Annotated in this window: 17 protein-coding genes and 5 pseudogenes; 11 read left to right on the top strand and 11 right to left on the bottom strand. The window is 70.5% G+C overall.

Annotated features, from left to right (window positions below; genetic code table 11):
* Positions 1–173 precede the first annotated feature (173 nt).
* On the bottom strand, positions 174–1,253 hold the full coding sequence (locus tag DFQ15_RS10375; protein WP_110465914.1) for a porin: 1,080 nt from the start codon (positions 1,251–1,253) through the stop codon (positions 174–176).
* 434 nt (positions 1,254–1,687) lie between these two features.
* The gene (locus tag DFQ15_RS10370; RefSeq protein WP_110465913.1) at positions 1,688–2,389 is read right to left on the bottom strand and encodes a pirin family protein; all 702 of its coding nucleotides are present in this window, start codon (positions 2,387–2,389) and stop codon (positions 1,688–1,690) included.
* Between the two features lie 129 nt (positions 2,390–2,518).
* On the opposite strand from DFQ15_RS10370, the gene DFQ15_RS10365 reads away from it, so the two are divergent.
* The 4 genes and pseudogenes from DFQ15_RS10365 to DFQ15_RS10350 all read left to right on the top strand — a co-directional run.
* Positions 2,519–3,445 (top strand): LysR family transcriptional regulator, encoded by a 927-nt coding sequence (locus tag DFQ15_RS10365; protein ID WP_110465912.1) that lies wholly within the window; start codon positions 2,519–2,521, stop codon positions 3,443–3,445.
* Between the two features lie 88 nt (positions 3,446–3,533).
* Positions 3,534–4,283, top strand: a pseudogene (locus DFQ15_RS10360) (malonate decarboxylase subunit alpha); the annotation flags it as partial.
* A 438-nt stretch (positions 4,284–4,721) separates the two neighbouring features.
* Positions 4,722–5,036: pseudogene (locus DFQ15_RS10355) on the top strand (biotin-independent malonate decarboxylase subunit gamma); the annotation flags it as partial.
* 35 nt (positions 5,037–5,071) lie between these two features.
* Positions 5,072–5,230 (top strand): annotated as a pseudogene (locus DFQ15_RS10350) (triphosphoribosyl-dephospho-CoA synthase); the annotation flags it as partial.
* Between the two features lie 11 nt (positions 5,231–5,241).
* On the opposite strand, the gene DFQ15_RS10345 reads toward DFQ15_RS10350, so the two are convergent.
* Both DFQ15_RS10345 and DFQ15_RS10340 read right to left on the bottom strand, forming a co-directional pair.
* A complete protein-coding gene (locus DFQ15_RS10345; protein ID WP_259292649.1) occupies positions 5,242–5,958 on the bottom strand; it encodes an aspartate/glutamate racemase family protein in 717 nt (238 codons plus the stop codon).
* A gap of 92 nt (positions 5,959–6,050) precedes the next feature.
* The gene (locus tag DFQ15_RS10340; protein WP_110465910.1) at positions 6,051–6,941 is read right to left on the bottom strand and encodes an amino acid ABC transporter substrate-binding protein; all 891 of its coding nucleotides are present in this window, start codon (positions 6,939–6,941) and stop codon (positions 6,051–6,053) included.
* Positions 6,942–7,265: 324 nt separating this feature from the next.
* Here DFQ15_RS10340 and DFQ15_RS10335 point away from each other — a divergent pair, with 324 nt between their 5' ends.
* Positions 7,266–8,489: a D-amino acid dehydrogenase gene (locus DFQ15_RS10335; RefSeq protein ID WP_110465909.1), complete on the top strand. Its 1,224-nt coding sequence runs from the start codon at positions 7,266–7,268 to the stop codon at positions 8,487–8,489.
* A 109-nt stretch (positions 8,490–8,598) separates the two neighbouring features.
* Here the strand turns inward: DFQ15_RS10335 and DFQ15_RS10330 are convergent, their stop codons facing one another.
* Complete coding sequence (locus DFQ15_RS10330; RefSeq protein WP_110465908.1) at positions 8,599–9,498, bottom strand: LysR family transcriptional regulator; 900 nt, start codon at positions 9,496–9,498, stop codon at positions 8,599–8,601.
* 128 nt (positions 9,499–9,626) lie between these two features.
* Complete coding sequence (locus DFQ15_RS10325) at positions 9,627–10,196, bottom strand: cob(I)yrinic acid a,c-diamide adenosyltransferase (protein WP_110465907.1); 570 nt, start codon at positions 10,194–10,196, stop codon at positions 9,627–9,629.
* 133 nt (positions 10,197–10,329) lie between these two features.
* Between DFQ15_RS10325 and DFQ15_RS10320 the strand changes: the two genes are divergently transcribed.
* From DFQ15_RS10320 to DFQ15_RS10300, 5 genes and pseudogenes are all read left to right on the top strand, one after another.
* On the top strand, positions 10,330–12,165 hold the full coding sequence (locus DFQ15_RS10320; RefSeq protein WP_158529049.1) for an acyltransferase family protein: 1,836 nt from the start codon (positions 10,330–10,332) through the stop codon (positions 12,163–12,165).
* Between the two features lie 145 nt (positions 12,166–12,310).
* The gene (gene radA / locus DFQ15_RS10315) at positions 12,311–13,726 is read left to right on the top strand and encodes a DNA repair protein RadA (protein ID WP_110465905.1); all 1,416 of its coding nucleotides are present in this window, start codon (positions 12,311–12,313) and stop codon (positions 13,724–13,726) included.
* Positions 13,727–14,352: 626 nt separating this feature from the next.
* Positions 14,353–15,038 (top strand): annotated as a pseudogene (locus DFQ15_RS10310) (BCCT family transporter); the annotation flags it as partial.
* Between the two features lie 183 nt (positions 15,039–15,221).
* Positions 15,222–16,406: an ATP-binding protein gene (locus tag DFQ15_RS10305; RefSeq protein ID WP_110465904.1), complete on the top strand. Its 1,185-nt coding sequence runs from the start codon at positions 15,222–15,224 to the stop codon at positions 16,404–16,406.
* Between the two features lie 126 nt (positions 16,407–16,532).
* A complete protein-coding gene (locus DFQ15_RS10300; protein ID WP_110465965.1) occupies positions 16,533–17,024 on the top strand; it encodes a glutathione peroxidase in 492 nt (163 codons plus the stop codon).
* A gap of 25 nt (positions 17,025–17,049) precedes the next feature.
* On the opposite strand, the gene DFQ15_RS10295 is transcribed toward DFQ15_RS10300, so the two are convergent.
* Complete coding sequence (locus DFQ15_RS10295) at positions 17,050–17,463, bottom strand: carboxypeptidase regulatory-like domain-containing protein (RefSeq protein ID WP_110465903.1); 414 nt, start codon at positions 17,461–17,463, stop codon at positions 17,050–17,052.
* A gap of 101 nt (positions 17,464–17,564) precedes the next feature.
* On the opposite strand from DFQ15_RS10295, the gene DFQ15_RS10290 reads away from it, so the two are divergent.
* Positions 17,565–18,185 (top strand): 3'-5' exonuclease, encoded by a 621-nt coding sequence (locus tag DFQ15_RS10290; RefSeq protein WP_110465902.1) that lies wholly within the window; start codon positions 17,565–17,567, stop codon positions 18,183–18,185.
* Positions 18,186–18,197: 12 nt separating this feature from the next.
* Here DFQ15_RS10290 and DFQ15_RS10285 read toward each other — a convergent pair.
* The 4 genes and pseudogenes from DFQ15_RS10285 to dinG all read right to left on the bottom strand — a co-directional run.
* Positions 18,198–18,491, bottom strand: a pseudogene (locus DFQ15_RS10285) (aldehyde dehydrogenase family protein); the annotation flags it as partial.
* Positions 18,479–18,670 carry a hypothetical protein gene (locus DFQ15_RS10280; RefSeq protein ID WP_110465901.1) on the bottom strand — a complete coding sequence of 64 codons (192 nt, stop codon included), beginning with the start codon at positions 18,668–18,670 and terminating at the stop codon, positions 18,479–18,481. The pseudogene DFQ15_RS10285 and the gene DFQ15_RS10280, both read right to left, overlap by 13 nt.
* 70 nt (positions 18,671–18,740) lie before the next feature.
* Positions 18,741–19,016 (bottom strand): DUF3297 family protein, encoded by a 276-nt coding sequence (locus tag DFQ15_RS10275; RefSeq protein ID WP_110465900.1) that lies wholly within the window; start codon positions 19,014–19,016, stop codon positions 18,741–18,743.
* Positions 19,017–19,078: 62 nt separating this feature from the next.
* Positions 19,079–21,304, bottom strand: coding sequence for an ATP-dependent DNA helicase DinG (gene dinG, locus DFQ15_RS10270; protein ID WP_110465899.1), 2,226 nt, complete (start codon positions 21,302–21,304; stop codon positions 19,079–19,081).
* Positions 21,305–21,516: the final 212 nt, after the last annotated feature.

Raw genomic sequence — 21,516 nt, 5'->3', positions numbered from 1 at the left:
ACCCGTCGGCCGACCCGTTTGCGCATGAGTGCGGGCGCGGCAATGAGAGCCGAGGGAACCGGAGCATTGCACGACGGGCCGGGCCCCGAATCTTTATAGAAATGTGAGCGGGTTGTGGCCACGCGCGGTCCCATGGCGTGCCGGGCTCGGCACGATGCCGAAAGCCCCTCGGCTCAGAAGCTGTGCCCCATCCCCGCATAGACGGCCCGCTGCGACCTGCCCGCCCCAGGCCCGTTGACCGATACGTCCGCCGCGAAGTTGCCGTTGCCCGCGTTACTCACCCCGCCCAGCGACGCGTACAGGAAGGTCCGCTTAGACAAGTAGTAGTCGGCTCCCACCATCAGCAGCGTCGCCTTGCCGTCCACCCGGTCGGTGTCGACACGGTAGGCCGCCCCGATCAGCTGCAATGCGCCGTTGACCTCGTAGCGCACCCCCAACCAGCCGTGCTTGACCTTGGAGGGGCCGGTGACGGGTGCGTCGCCCGCGGTGATGGTGTCGTAGGCGGCGAACACCTTGGCCGGGCCGAACCGGTAGGTGCCGCCGACAATGCCTTCCTTCGAGAAGGTGTAGGGGTTGCTGTAGACACCGTTCTGGTCGCGTCGCTGCGAGTAGATGCCGCGCAGTTCCAAATCTTGGTGGATGTAGCTGAGCGACACACCCGCGGTGCTGAGCGGCTTGGTGCTGCCGACCTGCTCGCCGATACCGATCTGGGCTGTGGCGTTGAAGCCGGCCAGGTCGGGGGTCGAGTACTCGACGACGTTGCTGGCGCCTTGCCAGTTGCGGCCGCGCACGAGGGTCGAGCTGCTGATGAACTGCTGGCCGGTGGGGTCGAGGTTCCAAACGTCGTTGCTGATCAGCAGGTTCTTGCCGAGCCGAAAGCGACCCCAGCTGGCGCTGGAGAGTCCGACATAGGAGCGGCGGTTGAAGAACGCGGTGCCGTTGGTGGTGCCGGTCTTCAGGCCGAAGCCGCTCTCGAGGAGGAAGTCGGCCTTCAGGCCGCCGCCGAGGTCCTCCGACCCCTTGAAGCCGAGCATGCTGGTGCCCCACTGGTTGTCGGCCGCGCGGGTGAGCGATCCGGTCTGGCCGGTGGTGGTGTCGCGGATCTTGTCGACGTATTCGACGCCGCCGACGACGCGGCCGTAGATGATGACGTTGGACTGGGCCCAGGCCGCGGGCGCGAGGTCTGCGGTGCCGGCGGCGGCGATGGTGGCGAGGGCGAGGGTTTTCAGCGCGCTTTTCTTGGTCTTGGTCATGGTTGCGGTCTCCTGTTGTGAATCGTTCTGGGTCGTCCGGGCTAAGCTGCGCCTCCGTCGGCCGTGAGAGCCGAACGCGAATCCGGGTGCGCGCAAGGGGGCTAGGGGTGCAGCAGGGTCACCCCGGCTGCATCGCCGGAAGCGAAACGGGAGGGGCATGGGCGCGGTAGGCGCGCCGTGCGATGGTCATGGGTGTGCGGCTGCCATGCGTGCGGGTGTTGGGCAGCCAATGTAGAAACCATTGCGATATCGGACCAATCGTTTTTTAGACCCCACCGATACCGATAGCCGAATTCTGGAAAACCCGATGGCCTGCGCCGCGCAGCAGGCGTGCAGCGGCAAAAAGACCGAAGTGCCGACAGCCGAGGGGCCGGAAGCACCGGGAAAAAAGGCGAAGCCGCCGGAGGTGTCGGGGCGGCCCCCCGGGTGCCGGCTTACGGTGCCGAGTCGACGAACACCAGCTCGGCGTCCGACCGCGCAGTGACGCGGAAGGTGTCCACGTCGCGGATCGCGGCGCCGTCGCGCGCGGCCAGCGGCACGCCGTCGATCTCGACCTCGCCGCTGGCGGTCACCAGGTAGCCGCGGCGGTCACGGCCCAGCCGGTACTCGGCCGATTCGCCGGCCTTCAGCGTGGCACCCAGCACCCGGGCGTCGGTCCGGATCGGCAGCGCGTCGTCGTCGCCCGGCAGGCCGCTGGCCAACGCCACGAACCGGCCCGAGCGGTCGCCCTTGGGGAAGGGCTTGGCGCCCCACGAAGGCGCTTGGCCACGTCCGTCCGGGATAATCCAGATCTGGAATATCTTGGTGGTCACCGACTCGTGGTTGTATTCGGAGTGGCGGATGCCGCTGCCGGCGCTCATCACCTGCACGTCGCCCGCCTCGGTGCGGCCCTGGTTGCCCAGATTGTCCTGGTGGATGATCGCGCCTTCCCGGACGTAGGTGATGATTTCCATGTCGGCATGGGCATGGGGCGGGAAGCCGGTGCCCGGTGCGATGGTGTCGTCGTTCCAGACCCGCAGCGCGCCCCAGCCCATGCGGGCGGCGTCGTGGTAGCCGGCGAACGAGAAGTGGTGCTTGGCATCGAGCCAGCCGTGGTCGGCACCACCGAGTTCGGCGAAGGGACGGCGTTCGATCATGGTGTTTCTCCTGCAGTGCATGTTGCGATGGATGAACTGTAGGATCCGACGATCGTTCAGAGAATAGAAAAGATGGAAAACCATCGATTCCAAAATTACCATGCCGCCTTTTGATCCCGCCGCATCCCCATGAGCAAGCTGCCCGACCTGGAAGCCTGGGCGATCTTCGCCAAGGTGGCGGAGACCGGCTCGTTCGCCAGTGCCTCGGCCGATCTGGCGGTGTCGCAGCCGACGGTGTCGAAGGCGATCACCCGGCTGGAGACCCGGCTGCGCACCACGCTGTTCCACCGCACCTCGCGCAAGATGTCGCTCACCGCCAGCGGCCAGGCGTCGCTGGAGCGGGCCGCCCGCATCCTGAGCGAGGGCGAGGCGGTCGAGGCCGAGGTGACGGAGCAGTCGAAGAGCCTGCGCGGCACGATCCGCATCGCCGCGCCGATGTCTTTCGGCGTGTCGCACCTGGGGCCGGCGCTGCCGCTCTTCATGGAGCGCCACCCCGAGGTGACGCTGGACCTGCATTTCAGCGATGCGCTGACCGACGTGGTGGCCCAGGGCTTCGACCTGGCGCTGCGCATCTCCGACCTGCCCGATTCCAGCCTGCTGGCCCGGCGGCTGTGCACCGTGCGCATCCTGCTGGTGGGCGCGCCGGCCTACTTCGCGCAGCACGGCCATCCGGCCCATCCGCGCGACCTGGCGCAGCACCGGGCGCTGCGCTACACCCATGCCCGCGCCGGCGAGGCCTGGCGGTTCCGCCATGCGCGGCATGGCGATTTCGCGCAGGTGGTGCCGGCGGCCCTGCAGGTCAACAACGCCGAGGCGCTGGTGCCCGCGCTGCGCGCCGGCCTGGGCCTGGCGATGCAGCCCGAGTTCCTCGCCTGGGACGACCTGCGCGCCGGCCGCATCGAGGCCACGATGGAAGACTGGGCGCCGCCCGCGATCGCGCTGCACATCGTCACCCCGCCCGGCCGCGCCAAGCCGGCGCGGGTGCAGGCGCTGATCGCGTTCCTGGCGCAGCATTTCGCGCAGGCACCGTGGGCGGTCGACCCGTCGCACGACTGATGCCGCGCCCGTTTCCGTTCCGCTGGGCGTAAGCGTCGTGCCGCCGGCTTGATTGATCGGCGCGGCGGGCCGCCGTACGCGCGCCGGCATGCAAGCCACACCCTCCTGGAACCTCCGCGCCCAGGGCCGCGCCACTCGGCTCGCCCGGGTCGCCGAAGCGCTCGGCCCCCGCCTGCGCGGCAAGGTGGTCGCCGATGCCACCGCTGTCGGCGCCCTGCTGGAGGCGGTGATCGAGCCGCACGACCGGGTCTGCCTGGAGGGCAACAACCAGAAGCAGGCCGACTTCCTGGCCGACGCGCTGGTGGCGCTCGATCCGCAGCGGGTGCACCACCTGCACATGGTGCAGTCGGTGCTGGCGCTGCCGCAGCACCTCGACGTGTTCGAGAACGGCGTGGCCAGCCGGCTCGACTTCAGCTTCTCCGGCCCGCAGGGTGCGCGGCTGGCGCAGCTGGCCTCGGCCGGCCGCATCGAGATCGGCGCGATCCACACCTACCTGGCGCTGTTCGCCCGCTACTTCGTCGACCTGACGCCGCACGTGGCGCTGGTCGCGGCGCAGGCCGCCGACGCACAGGACAACCTCTACACCGGCCCCAACACCGAGGACACGCCCGCCATCGTCGAGGCCACCGCGTTCTCGGGCGGCATCGTGATCGCGCAGGTCGACGAACTGGTCGACGGCGCCACCACCACGCTGCCGCGCATCGACATCCCGGCCGACTGGGTGAGCTTCGTCGTGCCCGCGCCGCGGCCGCATTTCATCGAGCCGCTCTTCACCCGCGACCCGGCGCAGATCAGCGAAATCCAGGTGCTGATGGCCATGGTGGCGATCGACCGCATCGTGATGAGCGACGTGGGGCGGCTCGCGATGTCGGGGCCCGAGGTGATCGAGGCCTCTCACGGGATGGACGAATTCGACGCGCGCGACCGCGCCCTGGTCTGGCGCACCACCGGCGGCAAGCACCGCTGGCTGACCGGCGACTGCGACCGGCTGGTGGAAGACGCGGTGGCCGCGTTCCGCGCCGCGGCCCTCGCATTGCTGGAAGGCGGCGGCGCATCGCGCCCGGTGACGCTGGACGCGCTGGAGGCCGAGCACGCCCTGCTGGCCGCCCGCCTGCGCGAGGTGCCCGAGGCCGACTGGGCCGGCGACGGCGGAGAGGCCGAGCGCCTCTGGCGCACGCTGGGCGTGCCCGACCCGGCCCGGGTGCCGGCCCTCGACGTGGCCGCGCTCCAGGACGCGTTTCCCACGCCCCGCACCGCATAGCCGGAGGACGACGACATGGACTGGAACACCCTCGCCACCACGCTCTTCGGCCCGTCGCACGGCATCGTGGCCGACAGCGATTTTCTGCATGGCACAGCCACCTTCGACGGCGCGCCGCTGGCCGTGGTCGGCACCACCGGCCACGCCAATGTCGGCGTGGCGCTGGCGCAGGCCCGCGTGGTGCTCGACACCGTGGCGGTTCACCCTGGCAGGCCGATCCTGCTGGTGGTGGATACGCAGGGCCAGTAGCTGCCCCGCCGCGACGAGCTGCTGGGCATCAACCGCGCGATGGCGCACCTGGGCAGCGCGATCGACTTCGCGCGGCGCCAAGAACAGATACCGATGCCGGGGCCGCGCTGCAGCGCATCGGCAGCGCCGCCACCATGGCGCTCTACGACGAACTGGCGCTGACGCCCAAGCCGGGCCTGGTTTCGTTCGCCGACAGCGGCAGCCATACCGACATGGATGCGCGCACCTTTTTGCGCAGCCTGTTCGCGCTGCGGCACTACTTCGTGCAGATCACCACGTCGCGCCGTCAGCCGGCCGCGTAGGCCCGCCGCGCCAGCGCCTCCGCCAGCACCGCGGTGGGATCGACCAGTTGCCAGTGCCGCGCTTCTTCGGCATCCGGCAGCGCCAGCGGAATCTCGGTGCAGCCCATCACGACGGCGCTGCCCGGATGGCGCACGGCCATCGCGCCAGTCACGCCGGCGAAGCAGCGGCGGGCCAGGGCCATGTCGCCCGCCTTGACGCCGGCGTAGATGCCGTGCATGACGGTTGCGCGCTCCGCGGCGGTCGGCAGGTGGCAGGCCACGCCGGCCCGCGCCAGGGCGGCGTCGTAGAGGCCGGTGGCGTAGGTGCCTTCGGTCGCCAGCAGGATCGCCTGGCGCACGCCGGCGGCGGCCAGGTGCGCGGCGGTCTCGTCGGCGATGTGCAGCAGGTCGAGCGCCGGACAGCCCGCCTGCAGCGGCGCATGCCAGGCGTGCGCGGTGTTGCAGGCGATGGCCACCGCGCGCGCGCCCAGGCTGTGCAGGCGGCCCAGGGCGTCGAGCATCGGATCCAGCGGCTGGTGCGGGCCGGGCGTGGTGTCGGCCAGCGCGCGGCTGCGGTCGGGCACCGGCACCTGCGCAAGCCAATGCTCGGGAAAACCCTGGTCGGTCACCGGCCGACCGGCCGCGGCCATCCGGCGGGCGCAGGCCTGCACGAAGAGCCGCACGAAGTCGGCCCCCGCGGCCGGGCCCATGCCGCCGAGGATGCCGACGGTGTGCGGCGGGCGATGCGCGGGTGCGGGGTCGCCCGTGCCCGCGCGGGCGGCCGGTCGGGCGACGGGGGCTGCAGCGGTGCCGCTCACATCGCGGGCTTGTCGCTCTGGCCGGTGATGTTGGCGCGCAGCTCGGCGCTCATCGGCACGTTGAGCGGCATGTTCTTCGGAGGGATCGGCTGCAGGAACCACTTGTCGTAGAGCTTCTCGAAAGCGCCGGTCTTCATCATGCCGCCGATCACGCCGTCGACCAGGGTCTTGAAACCGGCGTCGTCCTTGCGCAGCATGCAGGCATAGGGCTCGACCTGCAGCGCGTCGCCGGTGACCTCGTACTCGTCGGGCGTCTTGGCGTTGGCCTTCAGGCCGTAGAGCAGGATGTCGTCCATGCCGAAGGCCAGCGCCCGGCCGCTCTCGACCAGCAGGAACGAGTCCGCGTGGTCCTTGCCGAAGGTGAACTGCATGCCGAGCTTCTTCTCGGCGTCGTACTTGCGCAGCACCTGCAGGTTGGTGGTGCCGGTAGTGGTGGAGATGGATTTGCCGGCCAAGTCGGCGTAGTTCTTCACGCCCGAGCTTTTCTTGGTCAGCAGCCGGGTGCCGGTGTAGAAATAGTTGATCGCGAAGGCCACCTCCTTGCCGCGCGCGCTGTTGTTGGTGGTGGAGCCGCACTCCAGGTCGACCGTGCCGTTCTGCACCAGCGGGATGCGGTTCTGCGAGGTCACCGGCATCCAGGCGATCTTGATGTCGGGCTTGCCCAGCTGCTTGCGGGCGGCGTCGGCCACCGCGTTGGCGATCTCGACCGAGAAGCCGATCGGCTGGCCGGGCGCCTGCAGGTAGCTGAAGGGCGCGGACGACTCGCGGTACGCCAGCGTGATCTGGCCCGACTCCGCGATCTTGGACAGGGTGTCGGCCTGGGCCGGGCCGGCCGAGGCCAGCAGGGCGAGGGCCAGGGGAGCGAGCAGCGATGCAGGGAGCTTCATGCGAACCTTTCGGTAGGAGGGAACGGGACGGACACGGGACGACGGTACGGGCCGGCAGGGATGCAAGCGCCGGGCCAGTGTAGAAATCCGTTACCGCGCTGGCACATGCTTTTCGTTCGCGCGGCCATGCCCGGATGTTATGGTCTGGTCGCGGCGCTGTCGATGCCCGCGAAAGGCCGTTGCCGTCCATCACCTGCCGGCATGGGCCGACACGGCAGGCGCATGCGCCGGGGCGCCGTGCAGGCCTACAGTCGGCGGGCGGCTCGCGTTGCGGCCGCCAGTGCGGCGCCCTGCCCGGCCGCAGTCTCCAGCAGGAGTCTTTCCATGCATGTCTGCGTGCTCGGCGCCGGTATCACCGGCCTGGCCACCGCCTACCGCCTGCAATGCGCCGGCCACCGCGTGACGGTGGTCGACCGGGCCGCGCCCGGCCAGGGCGCCAGCGGCGGCAACGGGGCGCAGCTCAGCTATTCCTACGTGCAGCCGCTGGCCGACCCGGGCCTGTGGAGGCAGCTACCCAAGCTGCTGCTGTCGCCCGGCTCCCCGTTGAAGCTGCGGCCCCGGCTCGACCCGCACCAGTGGCGCTGGGCGACGGCGTTCCTGGCGGCCTGCAATGCCGACACCTCCCGCGAAACCACCGCGCAGCTGCTGGCCCTGGCGGCCGAGAGCCGCGCCGGCTTCGAGGCGATGCGGGCCGACCTGCAGCCCGATTGCGATTTCTCCGCCACCGGCAAGTTGGTGCTCTACCGCACGTCCGCCGCGCTGGCCGGTGCCGCGCGGCAGGTGACGCTGCAGGCCGGCCTAGGCAGCGGCGCGCAGCGCATCGTGACGCCGGTCGAATGCGCGCAGATCGAGCCGGCGCTCGACGCCTACCGCCACCGCATCGCCGGCGCGGTGCACACGCCGAGCGAATGCGCGGCCGACTGCCTGAAGGTGTGCGAGGCATTGGCCCGGGCGCTGGCGCAGCGCGGCGCCGTGCTGCACACCGGCCTGGAGGCCCACGGCGTGGAGGTGCGCCAGGGCCGCGCGGTGGGCCTGCGCACCGCCCACGGCGTGCTGGAGGCCGATCGCATCGTGGTGGCGCTGGGTACCGCCTCGTGGCGGTTGGCGCGCACGCTGGGGGTGCGGGTGCCGGTCTATCCGCTCAAGGGCTACAGCCTGACGCTGGACCTGGCCGCGCACGGCGGCGGCACCGGTGCTGCGGCCGGCCCGCGGGTCAGCATCACCGACAGCCCGCGCAAGGTGGTGTTCGCCCGCATCGGCGACCGGCTGCGGGTGGCGGGCATGGCCGAGATCGTGGGCCATGGCGGCAGCATTCCGCCGGCCCGCATCGCCATGCTGCGGCAGGCCACGCGCTCGGTGTTCCCCCAGTTGGCCGACGCGCCCGAGCTGCAGCACTGGACCGGCATGCGCCCCGCCACGCCCACCGGCCGCCCGGTCGTCGGCCGCCTGCCGGGCACGCCCGAAGGCTTGCTGTTCAACACCGGGCACGGCGCACTCGGCTTCACCCTGGCCTTCGGAACCGCGGCGCGGATCGAGGCGATGGTCTGACGGCCATGCCCGGACCGCCGGCGCGTTCCCGGCCGGCAACACCGTGGAACCGGCGCCGGCCCCGGCGAAGGGTTTGGCGCAGACATGCAGTGCGGCGCCTGGGGATGCGCTAGGTGATGTCCTTCAAGGCCTGCTTCATCGCCCGGGTGATCGCCCGCACCACCACCGAATCGGGCGTATCGGCCTGGCGCAGCACACGGATCGGCACCGGGATGTGCGGCTCCAGCCGCAGCACGTCGACCCGCTCGCGGTCGGCCGAGCCGGCGGTGCAGCCGTCGACCAGGGCCACGCCCAGGCCGTAGTGCGCCATCGACAGCGCCGCGTGGTAGGTCTGCACCGTCACCACCGCCTGCAGGCCGACGCCGGCTTCGCGGCAGGCCTGGCTCAGGCTGGTGCCGACCGGGTCGCGCGCGTCCAGCACCACCGCGGGCAGCTCGGCGATGTCGTCCAGCGCCACCCAGCCGCGCCGCACCAGCCGCGCGGCCAGCATGCCCTTGGGCGCGATGCAGACGATGCGGCTCTCGGCCAGCGGCTCCTGCGTGAGGGCCGGATGCACCACCGGGCTGAAGACGAAGCCCACGTCGGCCTCGCGCAGCAGCAGCGCCGACATGATCTGCGGCGAGTGCAGCGCCTCGACCCGCACCGCGATCGCCGCATGCTGCTGGCGGAAGATGTGCAGCGCGCGCGGCAGCACCTCGTAGCTGAGCGCCAGCACCGTCAGGATGCGCAGCTCGCCCACGTCCAGCGCGGTGCGCAGGTTCTCGGCCAGGCGCTGCACCGCGTCGAGCTGGCCGAAGAGCCGCTCGATGTGCGGGTACAGCGTGAGCGCCTCGTTGGTCGGCACCAGCCGGCCGCGGGTGCGCTGGAACAGCGGAAAGCCCAGCTGCAGCTCGGCATGCTGCAGCGTGCGGCTGACCGCCGGCTGGGTGACGTTGATCAGCCGCGCCGCCGCGCTGACGCTGCCGGTGAGCATGATCGCGTTGAAGACCTCGATGTGGCGCAGCCGCATGAACCCTGCTTTCGTTCAGGCCGTGGACCGCGCAGCGCCCGCCCCAGGCACAAATGCAGACAAGCGGTAACAGTGCCGAGAGGCTGTATCGGCGCGCGCGCCGCGAACCGGGCCGCACGGCCGCCGGCTCATGCCGCGTCGCCGGCGCGGGCCATGCGCTCGCTTTTCCAGTACACGTCGTCGCCGCCATCCATGCGGTTCAGGGTACGGGCCAGCACGAAGAGCAGGTCGGACAGCCGGTTGAGGTAGCGGCGCGGCGCATCGCGCAGCGGCTCGGCCAGCCCCAGCGCGACAACGGTGCGCTCGGCCCGGCGGGCCACGGTGCGGCACACGTGGGCCTGCGACGCGGCGCGGGAGCCTGCGGGCAGGATGAACTCCTCCAGCCGCGGCAGGGCGGCGTTGAAGGTCTGCAGCGCGGTGTCGAGCCGCAGCAGCGCCGCGTCCTTCAGCAGCTCGAAGCCGGGGATCGACAGCTCGCCGCCCAGGTCGAACAGGTGGTGCTGCACCTCGACCAGCAGGCCACGCACCTCGGCCGCCATCGGCTCGCAGAGCAGCAGGCCGACATGCGAATTGAGTTCGTCCACGTCGCCCAGGGCCTGCACCCGCAGGTGGTCCTTGGGCACGCGGCGGTTGTCGCCCAGACCGGTGGAACCGTCGTCTCCGGTGCGGGTGGCGATCTGGGTGAGGCGTTGGCCCATGCGTGTCCTGTTGCGTCTGGAAAAGAGGGGGATTGTGCGGTGCCGCCGGCCTACAACTCGACACGGGCCCGGCCGCCCACGCTGCTGCAATGCCGCACGGCCGCTTGCGGGCCGCTTCTTTGGGAGGCTCCATTTGCAGACACCGCATCCGCTATCCGCATCCGCCGCATCGGCACCTGCCACGCAGCCCGCAGGCACGACAGGGCCGGCAGGGCCGCACGGCAAGATCGTCTTCGCCGACCAGCTGCGCAGCCTCGCCGCCGTCGCGGTCATCGTCTACCACCTGTTCGGCGGCTTCTGGGCCTGGCGCGAGACCGTCGGCCGCTTCGTGGCAGCCCCGCCGATGGCGGCGGTGCAGACGCGCCTGCCCGCGCTGGTCGACCTGTTCGCCTTCGGCCCCTTCGGCGTGTCGATCTTTTTCCTGGTGAGCGGTTTCGTGATCCCGATGTCGCTTGAGCGGCTGCGGCCGGGGCCTTTCCTTGCGGCACGGGTGCTGCGCATCTACCCGACCTACCTGGCGTGCATGGCGATCGGCCTGGCGGCGGTGTGGGCCTCTTCTCGGTACTGGGACCAGCATTTCGCGCTGGGCGGCGGTGCCATCGCGGCCAACGCACTGCTGGTGCACACGGTGACCGGCGTGCCCACCCTCGACCCGGTGAACTGGACGCTGGCGATCGAGTTGAAGTTCTACCTGGTGATGGCGCTGCTGGCGGCCTGCACGCCGCGCGGCCGGACCTGGCCGCTGCTGCTGGCGGGCGCGGCGGTGCTGGGCCTGAATCTGGCCGCCCCACGGCTCGGCATGGCGGGCGGCATCGACTGGCGCGCGCTGGCGGCGGAGCTGTGCTTCGTGCCCTACATGATGGTGGGCACGCTCTTCTACTACCACCTGCGCGGCTGGATCGCCGGCCGCACGCTGGTGGCCGCCGGGGCCGGCCTGCTGGCACTGCTGCTGCTGGCCTGGGCCCGCTCCGCCAAGGCCGAGCAGGTGCCGATGGTGAGCGACGTGTATGTGCTCAACGTGGCCGTCTTCGCCACCGCCTATGCCTACCGCGCGCATTTCAAACCGCATCCGCTGGTGGACTTCCTGGCGCGGATCAGCTTTCCGCTCTACGCGGTGCACTGTCTCTTCGGCTTCGCGCTGCTGCGCTACCTGGCCGATATCGGCATGCCGCCGGGCGCCGCGCTCGGTTTCTCGCTGGCGGTGATCGTGGGCCTGGCGTATGCGGTGCACCGCGGGGTTGAGCTACCGTCGGTGCGGGCAGGCAGGGCGCTTGCGCGGTGGCTGGAACGGCGCCCGGACGCCCGGCAGACGCCCGGCAGGCGGCTGTACATGGCGCGCCAGGATGTTTCGGTGGAAAGCCAAATGTCAGCGCGGCAACACGAGGCAATAACGCTGGCCCGGGGGCGCCGTGGCGTATCGAATGCGGGTTCTCTCCATCGTTCGAACCGAAAGGCACTCATGAACCAAATGACGACGACGACCGCCGCCACCCTCTCCTGCTCACTTCGCCGCGCCCACAAGGCACTGCCCGCCGGCTTCGATGCCCGCAGCGTGGTGCTCTTCGCCGGGCTGGCGATGGGCGTGGCCCTGGCCTCGCATGCGCAACTGGGCCCCGACGGCCGCGCCGACATGCCGCTGTCGGTGACGGCACCCGCATCGGGCAGCCCCACCGCCCGCAGCCAGCCCGCCCCGATGGCCGTGCCGCCAGGCTCCGCCAGCACGATGACGCCCCCGTCGGTCGCGGCGCAACCTGGCCTGGAGCCCGCAGCGGTGGCCCGCGCCGCGCCGGTGGCCGGCAAGCCCGACGTGCCCACCGTCTTCAGCCGCGCCGATGCCGACCACGACGGCCGCCTGAGCCGCACCGAGGCCGAGCAGCTGCCCGACCTGGCCCGCAATTTCGACCGGGTGGACAGCAACCGCGACGGCGCCGTCTCCCTCGCCGAGTTGCAGGCGGCAGCGGGGGGTTAGAGCTTCTCTTCGGCGGATCCGACGCCGCCGAAACGTTGTCGCCCGGCCCAGGGGGGCACTCCCGAGCGGGCCACCCCGCGCGCCGCCGGGGCATGCGGCGGGCCGTGCCGGACGGGCGCCGCGACCGCCTATAGTCGCCCTCCTCATGGCCAAGGACAAGACCCTCTACACCTGCAACGCCTGCGGCGGCACCAGCCCCCGCTGGCTCGGCAAATGCCCGCACTGCGGCGCCTGGAACACGCTGGAGGAATCGGTGGCGCCCGCCGCCGTGCCGCCGGGCAAGAACCGGCTGGCGACGCCGGCCTTCGCGGCCCTGGCGCAGACCGCGTCGGTGACGCTGCTGGCCGACATCGAGGCCAGCGATTTCGCCCGAACGCCCACCGGCCTGGACGAGCTGGACCGGGTGCTGGGCGGCGGCATCGTCGAGGGCGGCGTGGTGCTGATCGGCGGCGACCCGGGCATCGGCAAGTCGACCCTGCTGCTGCAGGCGCTGGACGCCCTCTCGCGCCGGCCGCTGGAGGGCGACGGTGCCGCCCCGGGCGGGCTCGACACCCTGTACGTGACCGGCGAGGAAAGCGGCGCGCAGGTGGCGATGCGGGCGCGCCGGCTGGGGCTGGACTGCTCCCAGGTGCAGGTGCTGGCCGAGATCCAGCTGGAGAAAATTTTGGCGACGCTGGACCAGCTGCGCCCGGCGGTGGCGGTGATCGATTCGATCCAGACGGTGTACTCAGACCAGCTGACTTCGGCCCCCGGCTCGGTGGCGCAGGTGCGCGAATGCGCGGCCCACCTGACCCGCGCGGCCAAGGCCAGCGGCGTGGCGATCGTGCTGGTCGGCCACGTCACCAAGGACGGCTCGCTGGCCGGTCCGCGGGTGCTGGAGCACATGGTCGACACGGTGCTCTACTTCGAGGGCGACACGCACAGCAGCTTCCGGCTGGTGCGGGCGATCAAGAACCGCTTCGGCGCGGTCAACGAGATCGGCGTGTTCGCGATGACCGAGAAGGGCCTGAAGGGCGTGAGCAACCCCAGCGCGATCTTCCTCAGCCAGCACACCGAGCCGGTGCCCGGCAGCTGCGTGATGGTGACGCTGGAGGGCACCCGGCCGATGCTGGTGGAGATCCAGGCGCTGGTCGATGCCGGCGGCCCCAGCCCGCGGCGCCTGTCGGTGGGCCTGGACCGCGACCGGCTGGCGATGCTGCTGGCGGTGCTGCACCGCCACGCGGGCGTGGCCTGCATGGACCAGGACGTGTTCGTCAACGCGGTGGGCGGGGTGCGGATCACCGAGCCGGCGGCCGACCTGGCGGTGATGTTCGCGATCACCGGCAGCCTGCGCGGCAAGCCGCTGCCCAAGGGCTTCCTGGCCTTCGGCGAGGTGGGATTGGCCGGCGAGGTGCGGCCGGCGCCCCGCGGCCAGGAACGGCTGCGCGAGGCCGCCAAGTTGGGCTTCACCGTGGCGGTGGTGCCCAAGGCCAACATGCCCAGGAAGCCGATCGAGGGGCTGGAGATCCATCCTGTCGAGCGGGTGGAGGAGGCGATGGACGTGGTGCGACGGTTGCAGTAGGTTTATAGGCGTTAGGTGGCTGTAGCCGGCGTGGGGTGCCGGCTTCTTGCTATTTAATTCGTAGCGATTTTGTTTTCGTCGGGGCTTGGCGGGTGCGGGGTCCGTGATCGCCGGGTGACCCCCTCCGCGAATGTCCTCCGGCCTGCGGCCTCCCCCTTTATTTCGCTGCGGGGGTCACCCGACGCTCCCGGCCCTGGAAGCGTCGCGTCGTGCGGGTCGGATCAATGGCTGGCCCAGGTCGCTGGCGCTGTGTCTGCATCGACGTCTTGCGAAGGAAGCAGAGCCCATAGCAGGCGCCCGCCTGATCACCGTCGATCAAGCACCCGACAGGGATCGTGACGATGGCGTGCTCTGCGCAGCGACATCAAGGAGGAGGCCGCAGGCCGGGGGACAGTCGCGGAGCAGAGTACGCCGTCGGCGCGAGCCCGGCCCACCCCAACCCGCGCTACCAAATCGATAGCTACCCGCCATAACCACAAGCCGGCTACAGCCCTTTTTTCCCCTCTGAAATCACGGCTGGAAACCCGATGTCGGCCGTCTGCCCCAATACTCCCCCGCATGACGACGCCCCCCCCGCAGACACCCCCACCCCCTTCCTCCATCGCCACGGCCCTCTGCTTGCCTCGATGGCCATCATCGCCACGGTGGTGGTCTGGGGCCTGGCGGCGCCGGCGGCGCTCGACCGGTTCTTCGGCGGTGCGCTGGCGTCGATCACCCGCAACTTCGGCTGGCTCTACCTGTGGGTGGTGCTGGGGCTGGTGCTGCTGGCGCTGTTCCTGGCGGCAAGCCGGTACGGCGACCTGAAGCTGGGCGACGAGGACGACGAGCCCGAATTCTCGGTGGGCGCCTGGTCGCGATGCTGTTCGCCGCGGGCATGGGCATCGGGCTGGTGTTCTGGGGTGTGGCCGAACCGATCTCGCACTACCTGAAGCCGCCGCCGGGCATCGCCGCCGGCACGCCCGAGGCGGCGGCGATGCGCTACGCCCTCTTCCACTGGGGGCTGCACCCGTGGGCGATCTACGGCATCGTGGGCCTGGCGATCGGGTTCTTCCAGTTCCGGCGCAAGGCGCCCGCGCTGGTCAGCTCGGCCACCGAATCGCTGCCCTGGCGTGGCATGTGGCGGCTGTCGCCGGTGGTGAACGTGCTGGCCACGGTGGCCACCGCGTTCGGCGTGGCGGCCTCGCTCGGCATGGGCGCGACGCAGATCAACGGCGGGCTGCACCCGGTGTTCGGCGTGCCGGTGGGCACAACCGCGCAGGCGGCGATCATCGTGGTGACCACCGCGATGTTCATCACCTCGGCGGTCAGCGGTGGCCCTGCTGCTGGCGGTGCGGCAGGACTGGGGCGACGAGCAGCGCCGCGACAGGGCGCTGCGCAAGAAGATGCGCGCGCTGGTCGAGCCCGCGGCCTGAGATGCACCTCCTTTCCGCTCGATTATCTATTTTTATCTTGAAATGGATAAAATATCTGTCTCGGATAATTTGGGGTAAACGCCATGATCGCCTTTCAGCGCACGGCTCTGGCACAGGAACTGGTGGCGGCACTGCAGGGAAAGGCGCTGCTGGGCGACGCCCACAACGGCCTGTTCCTCGCAGCGCCGCGCCGGACCGGAAAATCGACCTTTCTGCAAGGCGACCTGCGTCCCGCCCTGAAGGCAGCAGGCGCGGTCGTGGTCTATGTGGACCTGTGGGCAGATGCGCGACGCGACCCGGGCGGGCTGATCGCCGAAGCCATTGCCCGCGCCCTGGAACCCCAGTTGGGCATCGTGGCGCGCTCTGCCAGGAAAGCCGGCGTGGACAAGGTGAAAGTGGGCGGCTTCGAGGTCGACACCAGCAGGATCGGCAAGGTCGATGGCCTGACCTTGACCGATGCACTGCGCCTGCTGCACGAAAGCGCGGGAAAGCCGGTCGCGCTGATCATCGACGAGGCGCAGCACGCGCTCACCAGCGAGGCGGGCGAGGCAGCGATGACCGCGCTCAAATCGGCCCGCGACCAACTCAACCAGCCCGGCGCCGTGAACCTGATGCTCGTCATGTCGGGCTCGGACCGGGACAAGCTTCTGCGTCTGGTCAACACGGTCGCTGCTCCTTTCTACGGCTCCCAGATACAGCGCATGCCGCCGCTCGGGCCCGACTTCATCGCGCATGTGGCCACCCTGGTCGAAACGCAACGAACCGACCTGGGGCCGGTGGACAAAGGCCAGTTGCAGCAGGCGTTCGAAGGCTTCGGCTTTCGTCCCCAGTTCTTCATGGCGGCACTGGGACAGGTGCTGAGTCCTCTGATGGGTTTGACCGGACGCTTCGAGCCGGCCTTGCTGGACGCAGCGCGACAACAACAAGCACAGGACGAAGCGCAGATGGGGTCCGACTACCTCGGGCTCAAACGGACCGAGCAAGCGGTGCTGTGGCGCATGCTGGAACAAGGATCCCGCTACAGGCCCTACGATGCCGAGGCCTTGCGCTTCTACCGCGAAAAGGCCAGCCACCCGGTCAGCGTGGCACAGGTGCAGAAGGCGCTGGAGGCACTGCGCCAGCACACGCCCGCACTGGTGTGGAAATCGGCACGAGGCGAGTACGCGCTCGAAGATGCATCGATGCACCGCTGGTTCGAGGTCCGATCGGCGACCGGTGCCTGGCCTCCGAGCCCACCGCAGGGCCTTCTGCTGCTGGACGACGATTGAGTGGGTAGCCGGGCATCGCAGCGCCGTGTATCCGAACGCGGAAGACGCCGCATCGCGCGCGTTCGGCACCGAGGCATCGCATCGCCCGCTAGCATGGCCCACCTTCACCACCGCGAGCCCGCCGCCATGACCACCCTCTCCGACTTCCAGGCCCAGTCCATCGACGGCCGTGCCGTGCCCCTCGCGCAGTACGCGGGCCAGGTGGTGCTGGTGGTCAACACCGCGAGCGCCTGCGGCTTCACGCCGCAGTTCGCCGGGCTGCAGGCGCTGCACCAGCGCTATGCGGCGCAGGGGCTGGCGGTGCTGGGGTTTCCGTGCAACCAGTTCGGCGCGCAGGACAAGGGCAGCAATGCCGAGATCGGCGCGTTCTGCCAGAAGAACTACGGGGTCGATTTTCCGATGATGGAGAAGGTCGAAGTCAACGGCGACGGGGCCGACCCGCTCTTCGTCTGGTTGAAGGACGAGGCGCCCGGCGTGCTGGGCAGCAAGGCGATCAAGTGGAACTTCACCAAGTTCCTGGTCGGCCGCGACGGGCGGGTGCTCAAGCGCTACGGTTCGATGGACAAGCCCGAGAACATCGCGCCCGACATCGAGGCCGCGCTGGCCGCCGGCGCCTGATCCGGGGCGCGGAAGCGCCGCGGGATCAGAAGCGGAAATCGGCGGAGCGCGGCGTGCCGTCGACCGTCACCGTCTGCACCTTGTGGCCGCTGCCGGCACTGGCGTGCACCGTATAGCTACCCTTCGGCAGATCGACCAGGCAGACCGGGCCGGCGGCCTTGGTCGACAGCACCGACTTGCCCTGCGCGTCCTGCACGTCGACCTGCACGTCGGCCAAGTAGTCGCCCGAGGCGCGGGCGAACAGCAGCGACAGCGGATGGTCCTTCATCGCGGCGCGGAACGCGGTCGATTCGTCCGAGCCGATGCCGCCGCAGACATGGCGCACCGCGCCCTGGCCCTGCAGGGCCGGCACCTGGGCGAAGGCGAGCGGCGCGGCCAGCGCCAGGCAGGTGGCGGCGGTGGTGGTGGCGCGGACGAAGGCGGAAACGGTGCGGTGCATGGCGGGGCTCCTCGGTGCATGAAAAGCGCGATTGTGCGCAGCGCCGCGGCACGGTGCGCGTCGCGTTGTAACCGGGCGGCTGCGTGGTACCTTCACGCCCCATGAACGGCCGACTGCTCGCCCCCGAAAAAGACGCGATCGCCGCGTTGCCCGAATTCACCCGCCTGGCGCTGCCGGACATCCGGGTCGTCTCCACCTCGGCCCAGGCGCGCGCGGCCGATGCGGAGCTGATGGGCGTCGAGGTGCTGGGCTTCGACACCGAATCGAAGCCCACCTTCGCCCGCGGCGACGTGTCGGAAGGCCCGCACGTGGCCCAGTTCTCGACCCTGCGGACCGCCTGGGTGTTCCAGCTGCACGACTCCGACTGCCTGCGGGTCACCGCCGCGCTGCTGCGCTCGCCCGCGGTGCGCAAGGTGGGCTTCGGACTGTCGGGCGACTTGCGGCAACTGCGCAACCGGCTGGGCGTGGAGCCGCAGGCGGTGATGGACCTGGACACGGTGTTCCGCGAGCGCGGCTACCGCAAGGAGGTGGGCGTGAAGGCCGCCGCCGCCATCCTCTTCGGCCAGCGCTTCGTCAAGTCGAAGAAGGTGGCGACCACCAACTGGGCCAATCCGCAGCTCTCCGAATCGCAGGTCGTCTACGCCGCCAACGATGCGTACGCGGCGATCCGGGTGTACGCGGCGCTGGCCGCCGACGAGCAGAACGCGCTGCGGGCCGGCTGAGACGCCGTCGTCGTTGACCAGGTCGACCGCTTCGGCGAAGTCCTTGACGCGGACGCAGGCCAGCACCGGGCCGAAGATCTTTTCCCTGCAGATGCGCAGGCCGGGCGTCAGCCTGTCGAACAGCGTGCCGCCGGTGAAGAAGCCCTGCTCGTGGCCCGGCACGGTGAAGCCGCGGCCGTCCACCTCCAGCTCGGCGCCCTCTTCCACGCCGAGCGCGATGTAGCCCTCGATGCGCTCCGGCACCTGCTGCGTAACGATGGGGCCCATATCGGCGTCTGGCTCGATGCCGTGCTTCACCCTTCGAGTTGAACTTTCAGGAACGTCTCGCCGTCGATATGGCACGCAATGAAGTCTGCTCCTTGCCAGTCGTCGCTCAAGCGCAAACAGTCGAAGCCGTAGTCCGCCAGATGTGCCGCAACCTTCTGAAAATTGAAGTTCTCTTTTTGGCGAGAGTTGAGCTGTTCATACTCGATTCGTTGAAACATCGGCGCCTTTCGAATCGCTAGCTGCCATACCCGCAGTTCCGGTGCAAGGGCATCTGCAGCCCGCGACGTGCTACTTGTAGAACGCCTCCACCTTCCCCTTGATCGTGATCAGCACCGGCTTGCCGCGCCGGTCCACCGTCTTGCCGACGGGTACCTTGATCCAGCCTTCGCTGACGCAGTATTCCTCGACGTCGAAGCGCTCCTTGTCGTTCAGGCGGATGCCGATGTCGTGCTCGAACACGGCGGCGACGTGGTGCGGGCTGCGGGGGTCGATGGAGAGGCGGTCGGGCAGGGCCGGGGCTCCCGGGGAAAGGGCGGCTGTGTGGGTTTGCGTGGTGTCGTTCATGGGGCGGATTTTCCCGGATTTGGAGAACGCGGCGGTGGGTGCCGCCGCAGCGGCCGGGTGGTTCAGGCGGCATCGGCCGCGGCCGCGCGGGCGCCGGCGCGCTGCCCGGCGGCCACCTTGACCAGCGCGAATGGCGGCAGGCCCTGCAGCAGGCGCTGGCCGTAGGAGGTCTGGACCAGCCGGCGGTCGTAGCAGTAGACGCTGGCGCGGTCGTCCTCGCTGCGGATCGCGCGGCCGACCCACTGGGCCAGGCGGATCGCGGTGGCGGGCACGACCAGTTCGGTGAACGGGTCGCGGCCGGTGGCGCGCAGCCATTCGGCCCGCGCCTCGCCCACCGGGTCGTCGGGCGGGGCGAAGGGCAGCTTGGCGATGAAGACGGTCTCGCACAGCTTGCCGGGCAAATCGAGCCCTTCGCCGAAGGACTGCATGCCGAAGATGACCGAGGGCGCGCCCTCGGCCACCCGGCCGCGGTGGGTGGCCATCAGCTGCATGCGGGGCAGCGCGGTCTGCACCAGTACCCGGCCCTTGAGCGCGTCGGGCAGGGCGGCGACGGCCAGGCGCAACTGCTCGCGCGAGGTGAAGAGCACCAGCGCGCCGTGGCGCACGTCGGCGATGTCGCGGACCAGCGCCTGGACCATCTCGGCGGTGTAGCCGGCCGCGTCGCGCGGGTCGGCATGCGTGGCGGCGGCGACCAGGCGGCCCTGGGCGGCGTAGTCGAACGGGCTGGGCACCTCGAGGGTGGTGGTGGCCTCGTCGCCGTGCAGGCCGGCTTCGCGCAAGAAGAAATCGAAATGGCCGCAGCTGGTGAGGGTGGCCGAGGTCAGCACCGCGCCGCGCACGCTGTTCCACAGGTGGTGGCGCAACGCCGAGCCGGGCAGCAGCGGGCTGGCGTGGGCCTGCAGCACGGGGGTGTCGCCGTCGAGCTCCAGGGTGAACCACTTGGCGGCCGGCACCTTGCCGGATACGGCCTCCTGCAGCAGCAGCTGGGCGGTGTCGTAGACCGATTCCAGCCGCGGCGCCAGCGCGCCGACCTGGGCGTACAGGGTGGAGAGGCGGCGCGCCTCCTCGGGCTTGTCGCGCATCTCGGCGCGCAGGGCCTTGGCGATGGCGCGCAGGCTGATCAAGAAACCTTCGGCATGGTGGGCGACCAGGCCCAGCGGCTCTTCCAGGGCCTCGGGCAGCTCGCCGCGCGGCAGCCGGGCGCGGGCGCCGCCGCGGCCGGCCGCCTGCAGCTGGCTGCGCAGCGTGTCGCCGTACAGGTCCAGCGCGATGCGTTCGACCTGCTGCAGCGCCTGGCGCAGCTGGGCGGCGTCGCGCGGGATGTCGACGGTCTCGTCGACCGAGAGCAGGCCACCGACCCGCACCGCGCGGTGGGCCAGCCGCTCGGCCCAGGCGTGGCGGCCCAGGTCCATCCGGCAGGCGAACTGGGCCAGCGCGGTGGCGGGCAGGTGGTGCGCCTCGTCCAGGATCAGCAGGCAGTTGTCGAGCTCCGGCAGCAGCCGGTTGCCGAGGGACGACAGCAGCAGGTCGTGGTTGACCACGATGACCTGCGCGCCCACCAGCAGCTTGCGCCGCTCGTAGTAGGCGCAGCCGTTGAAGGCGGGGCAGTGCTTGCCGGTGCAGGACGCCGCGTCGGCCGCCATCGGGCCCCACACCTCGGGGGCGGGCGGCGACTCCAGCGCGTCGCGGTCGCCGTCCCAGGCGCCGCGCGCCAGGGCCTGGGCCACGCCGCTGTAGAACTGCAGCCGCGCCTCGACCTCGTGCGCCGGCCGGGCGGCGCGGGACGCGCGGGAGGCGGCCTCTTCCTCGGCGAAGAGGTCGTCCTCCGGCGCGTCGCCGTCGGCACCCTCGGCGGCGATGCCGGTCAGCCGCTCCAGCTTCAGCTGGCAGACATAGCGGCCCCGGCCCTTGGCCAGCGCGAACTTGAACGGCTGCGGCAGCAGCGCGGCCAGCGCCGGCAAATCCTTGGTGACCAGCTGCTCCTGCAGCGCGACGGTGGCGGTGGCGGTGGAGATCATCACCCGGGTGTTGCGGGCCAGGGCGATGGCGATGGCCGGCGCGCAGTAGGCCAGCGACTTGCCCACCCCCGTGCCCGCCTGGATCACCGCGACCGCCCGGGCCGGCGCGTCCTCGCCCTCTTCCACCTTGCCGAGCGACGCCGCGCCCAGCACCTGGGCCACCTGCTCGGCCATGCGCCGCTGCCCCGCGCGGCTGCGAAAACCCGCACTGGCCTGGACCGCCGCATCGAAAGCCTGCAGACCGACGGCGGCCCATTCCTTGGAAGACATGGGCGGGAGTGTTGCACAACTGGTCAAAACAACAGCACGACCGGGCAGGACGCCCGCATGCCGCACCCGACATTTGCTACAAAATTAATAGCTAGAAGTCGGCATAAAGCGCCGGCCAGAGGCACTTTTTACCCATGAACGGCTTGGTCGAGCCGGGCGACGATCTTGCCGAACCCGCGTTCGCAGCGCAGGTTGCGGACCGTGGTCGGCGC

The sequence above is a fragment of the Xylophilus ampelinus genome (assembly GCF_003217575.1).
In the GTDB taxonomy this organism is placed as follows: Bacteria; Pseudomonadota; Gammaproteobacteria; order Burkholderiales; family Burkholderiaceae_C; genus Xylophilus; species Xylophilus ampelinus.
The sequence above is the reverse complement of the archived record's forward strand: the minus strand, read 5'-3'. Positions and strand labels throughout refer to the sequence as shown.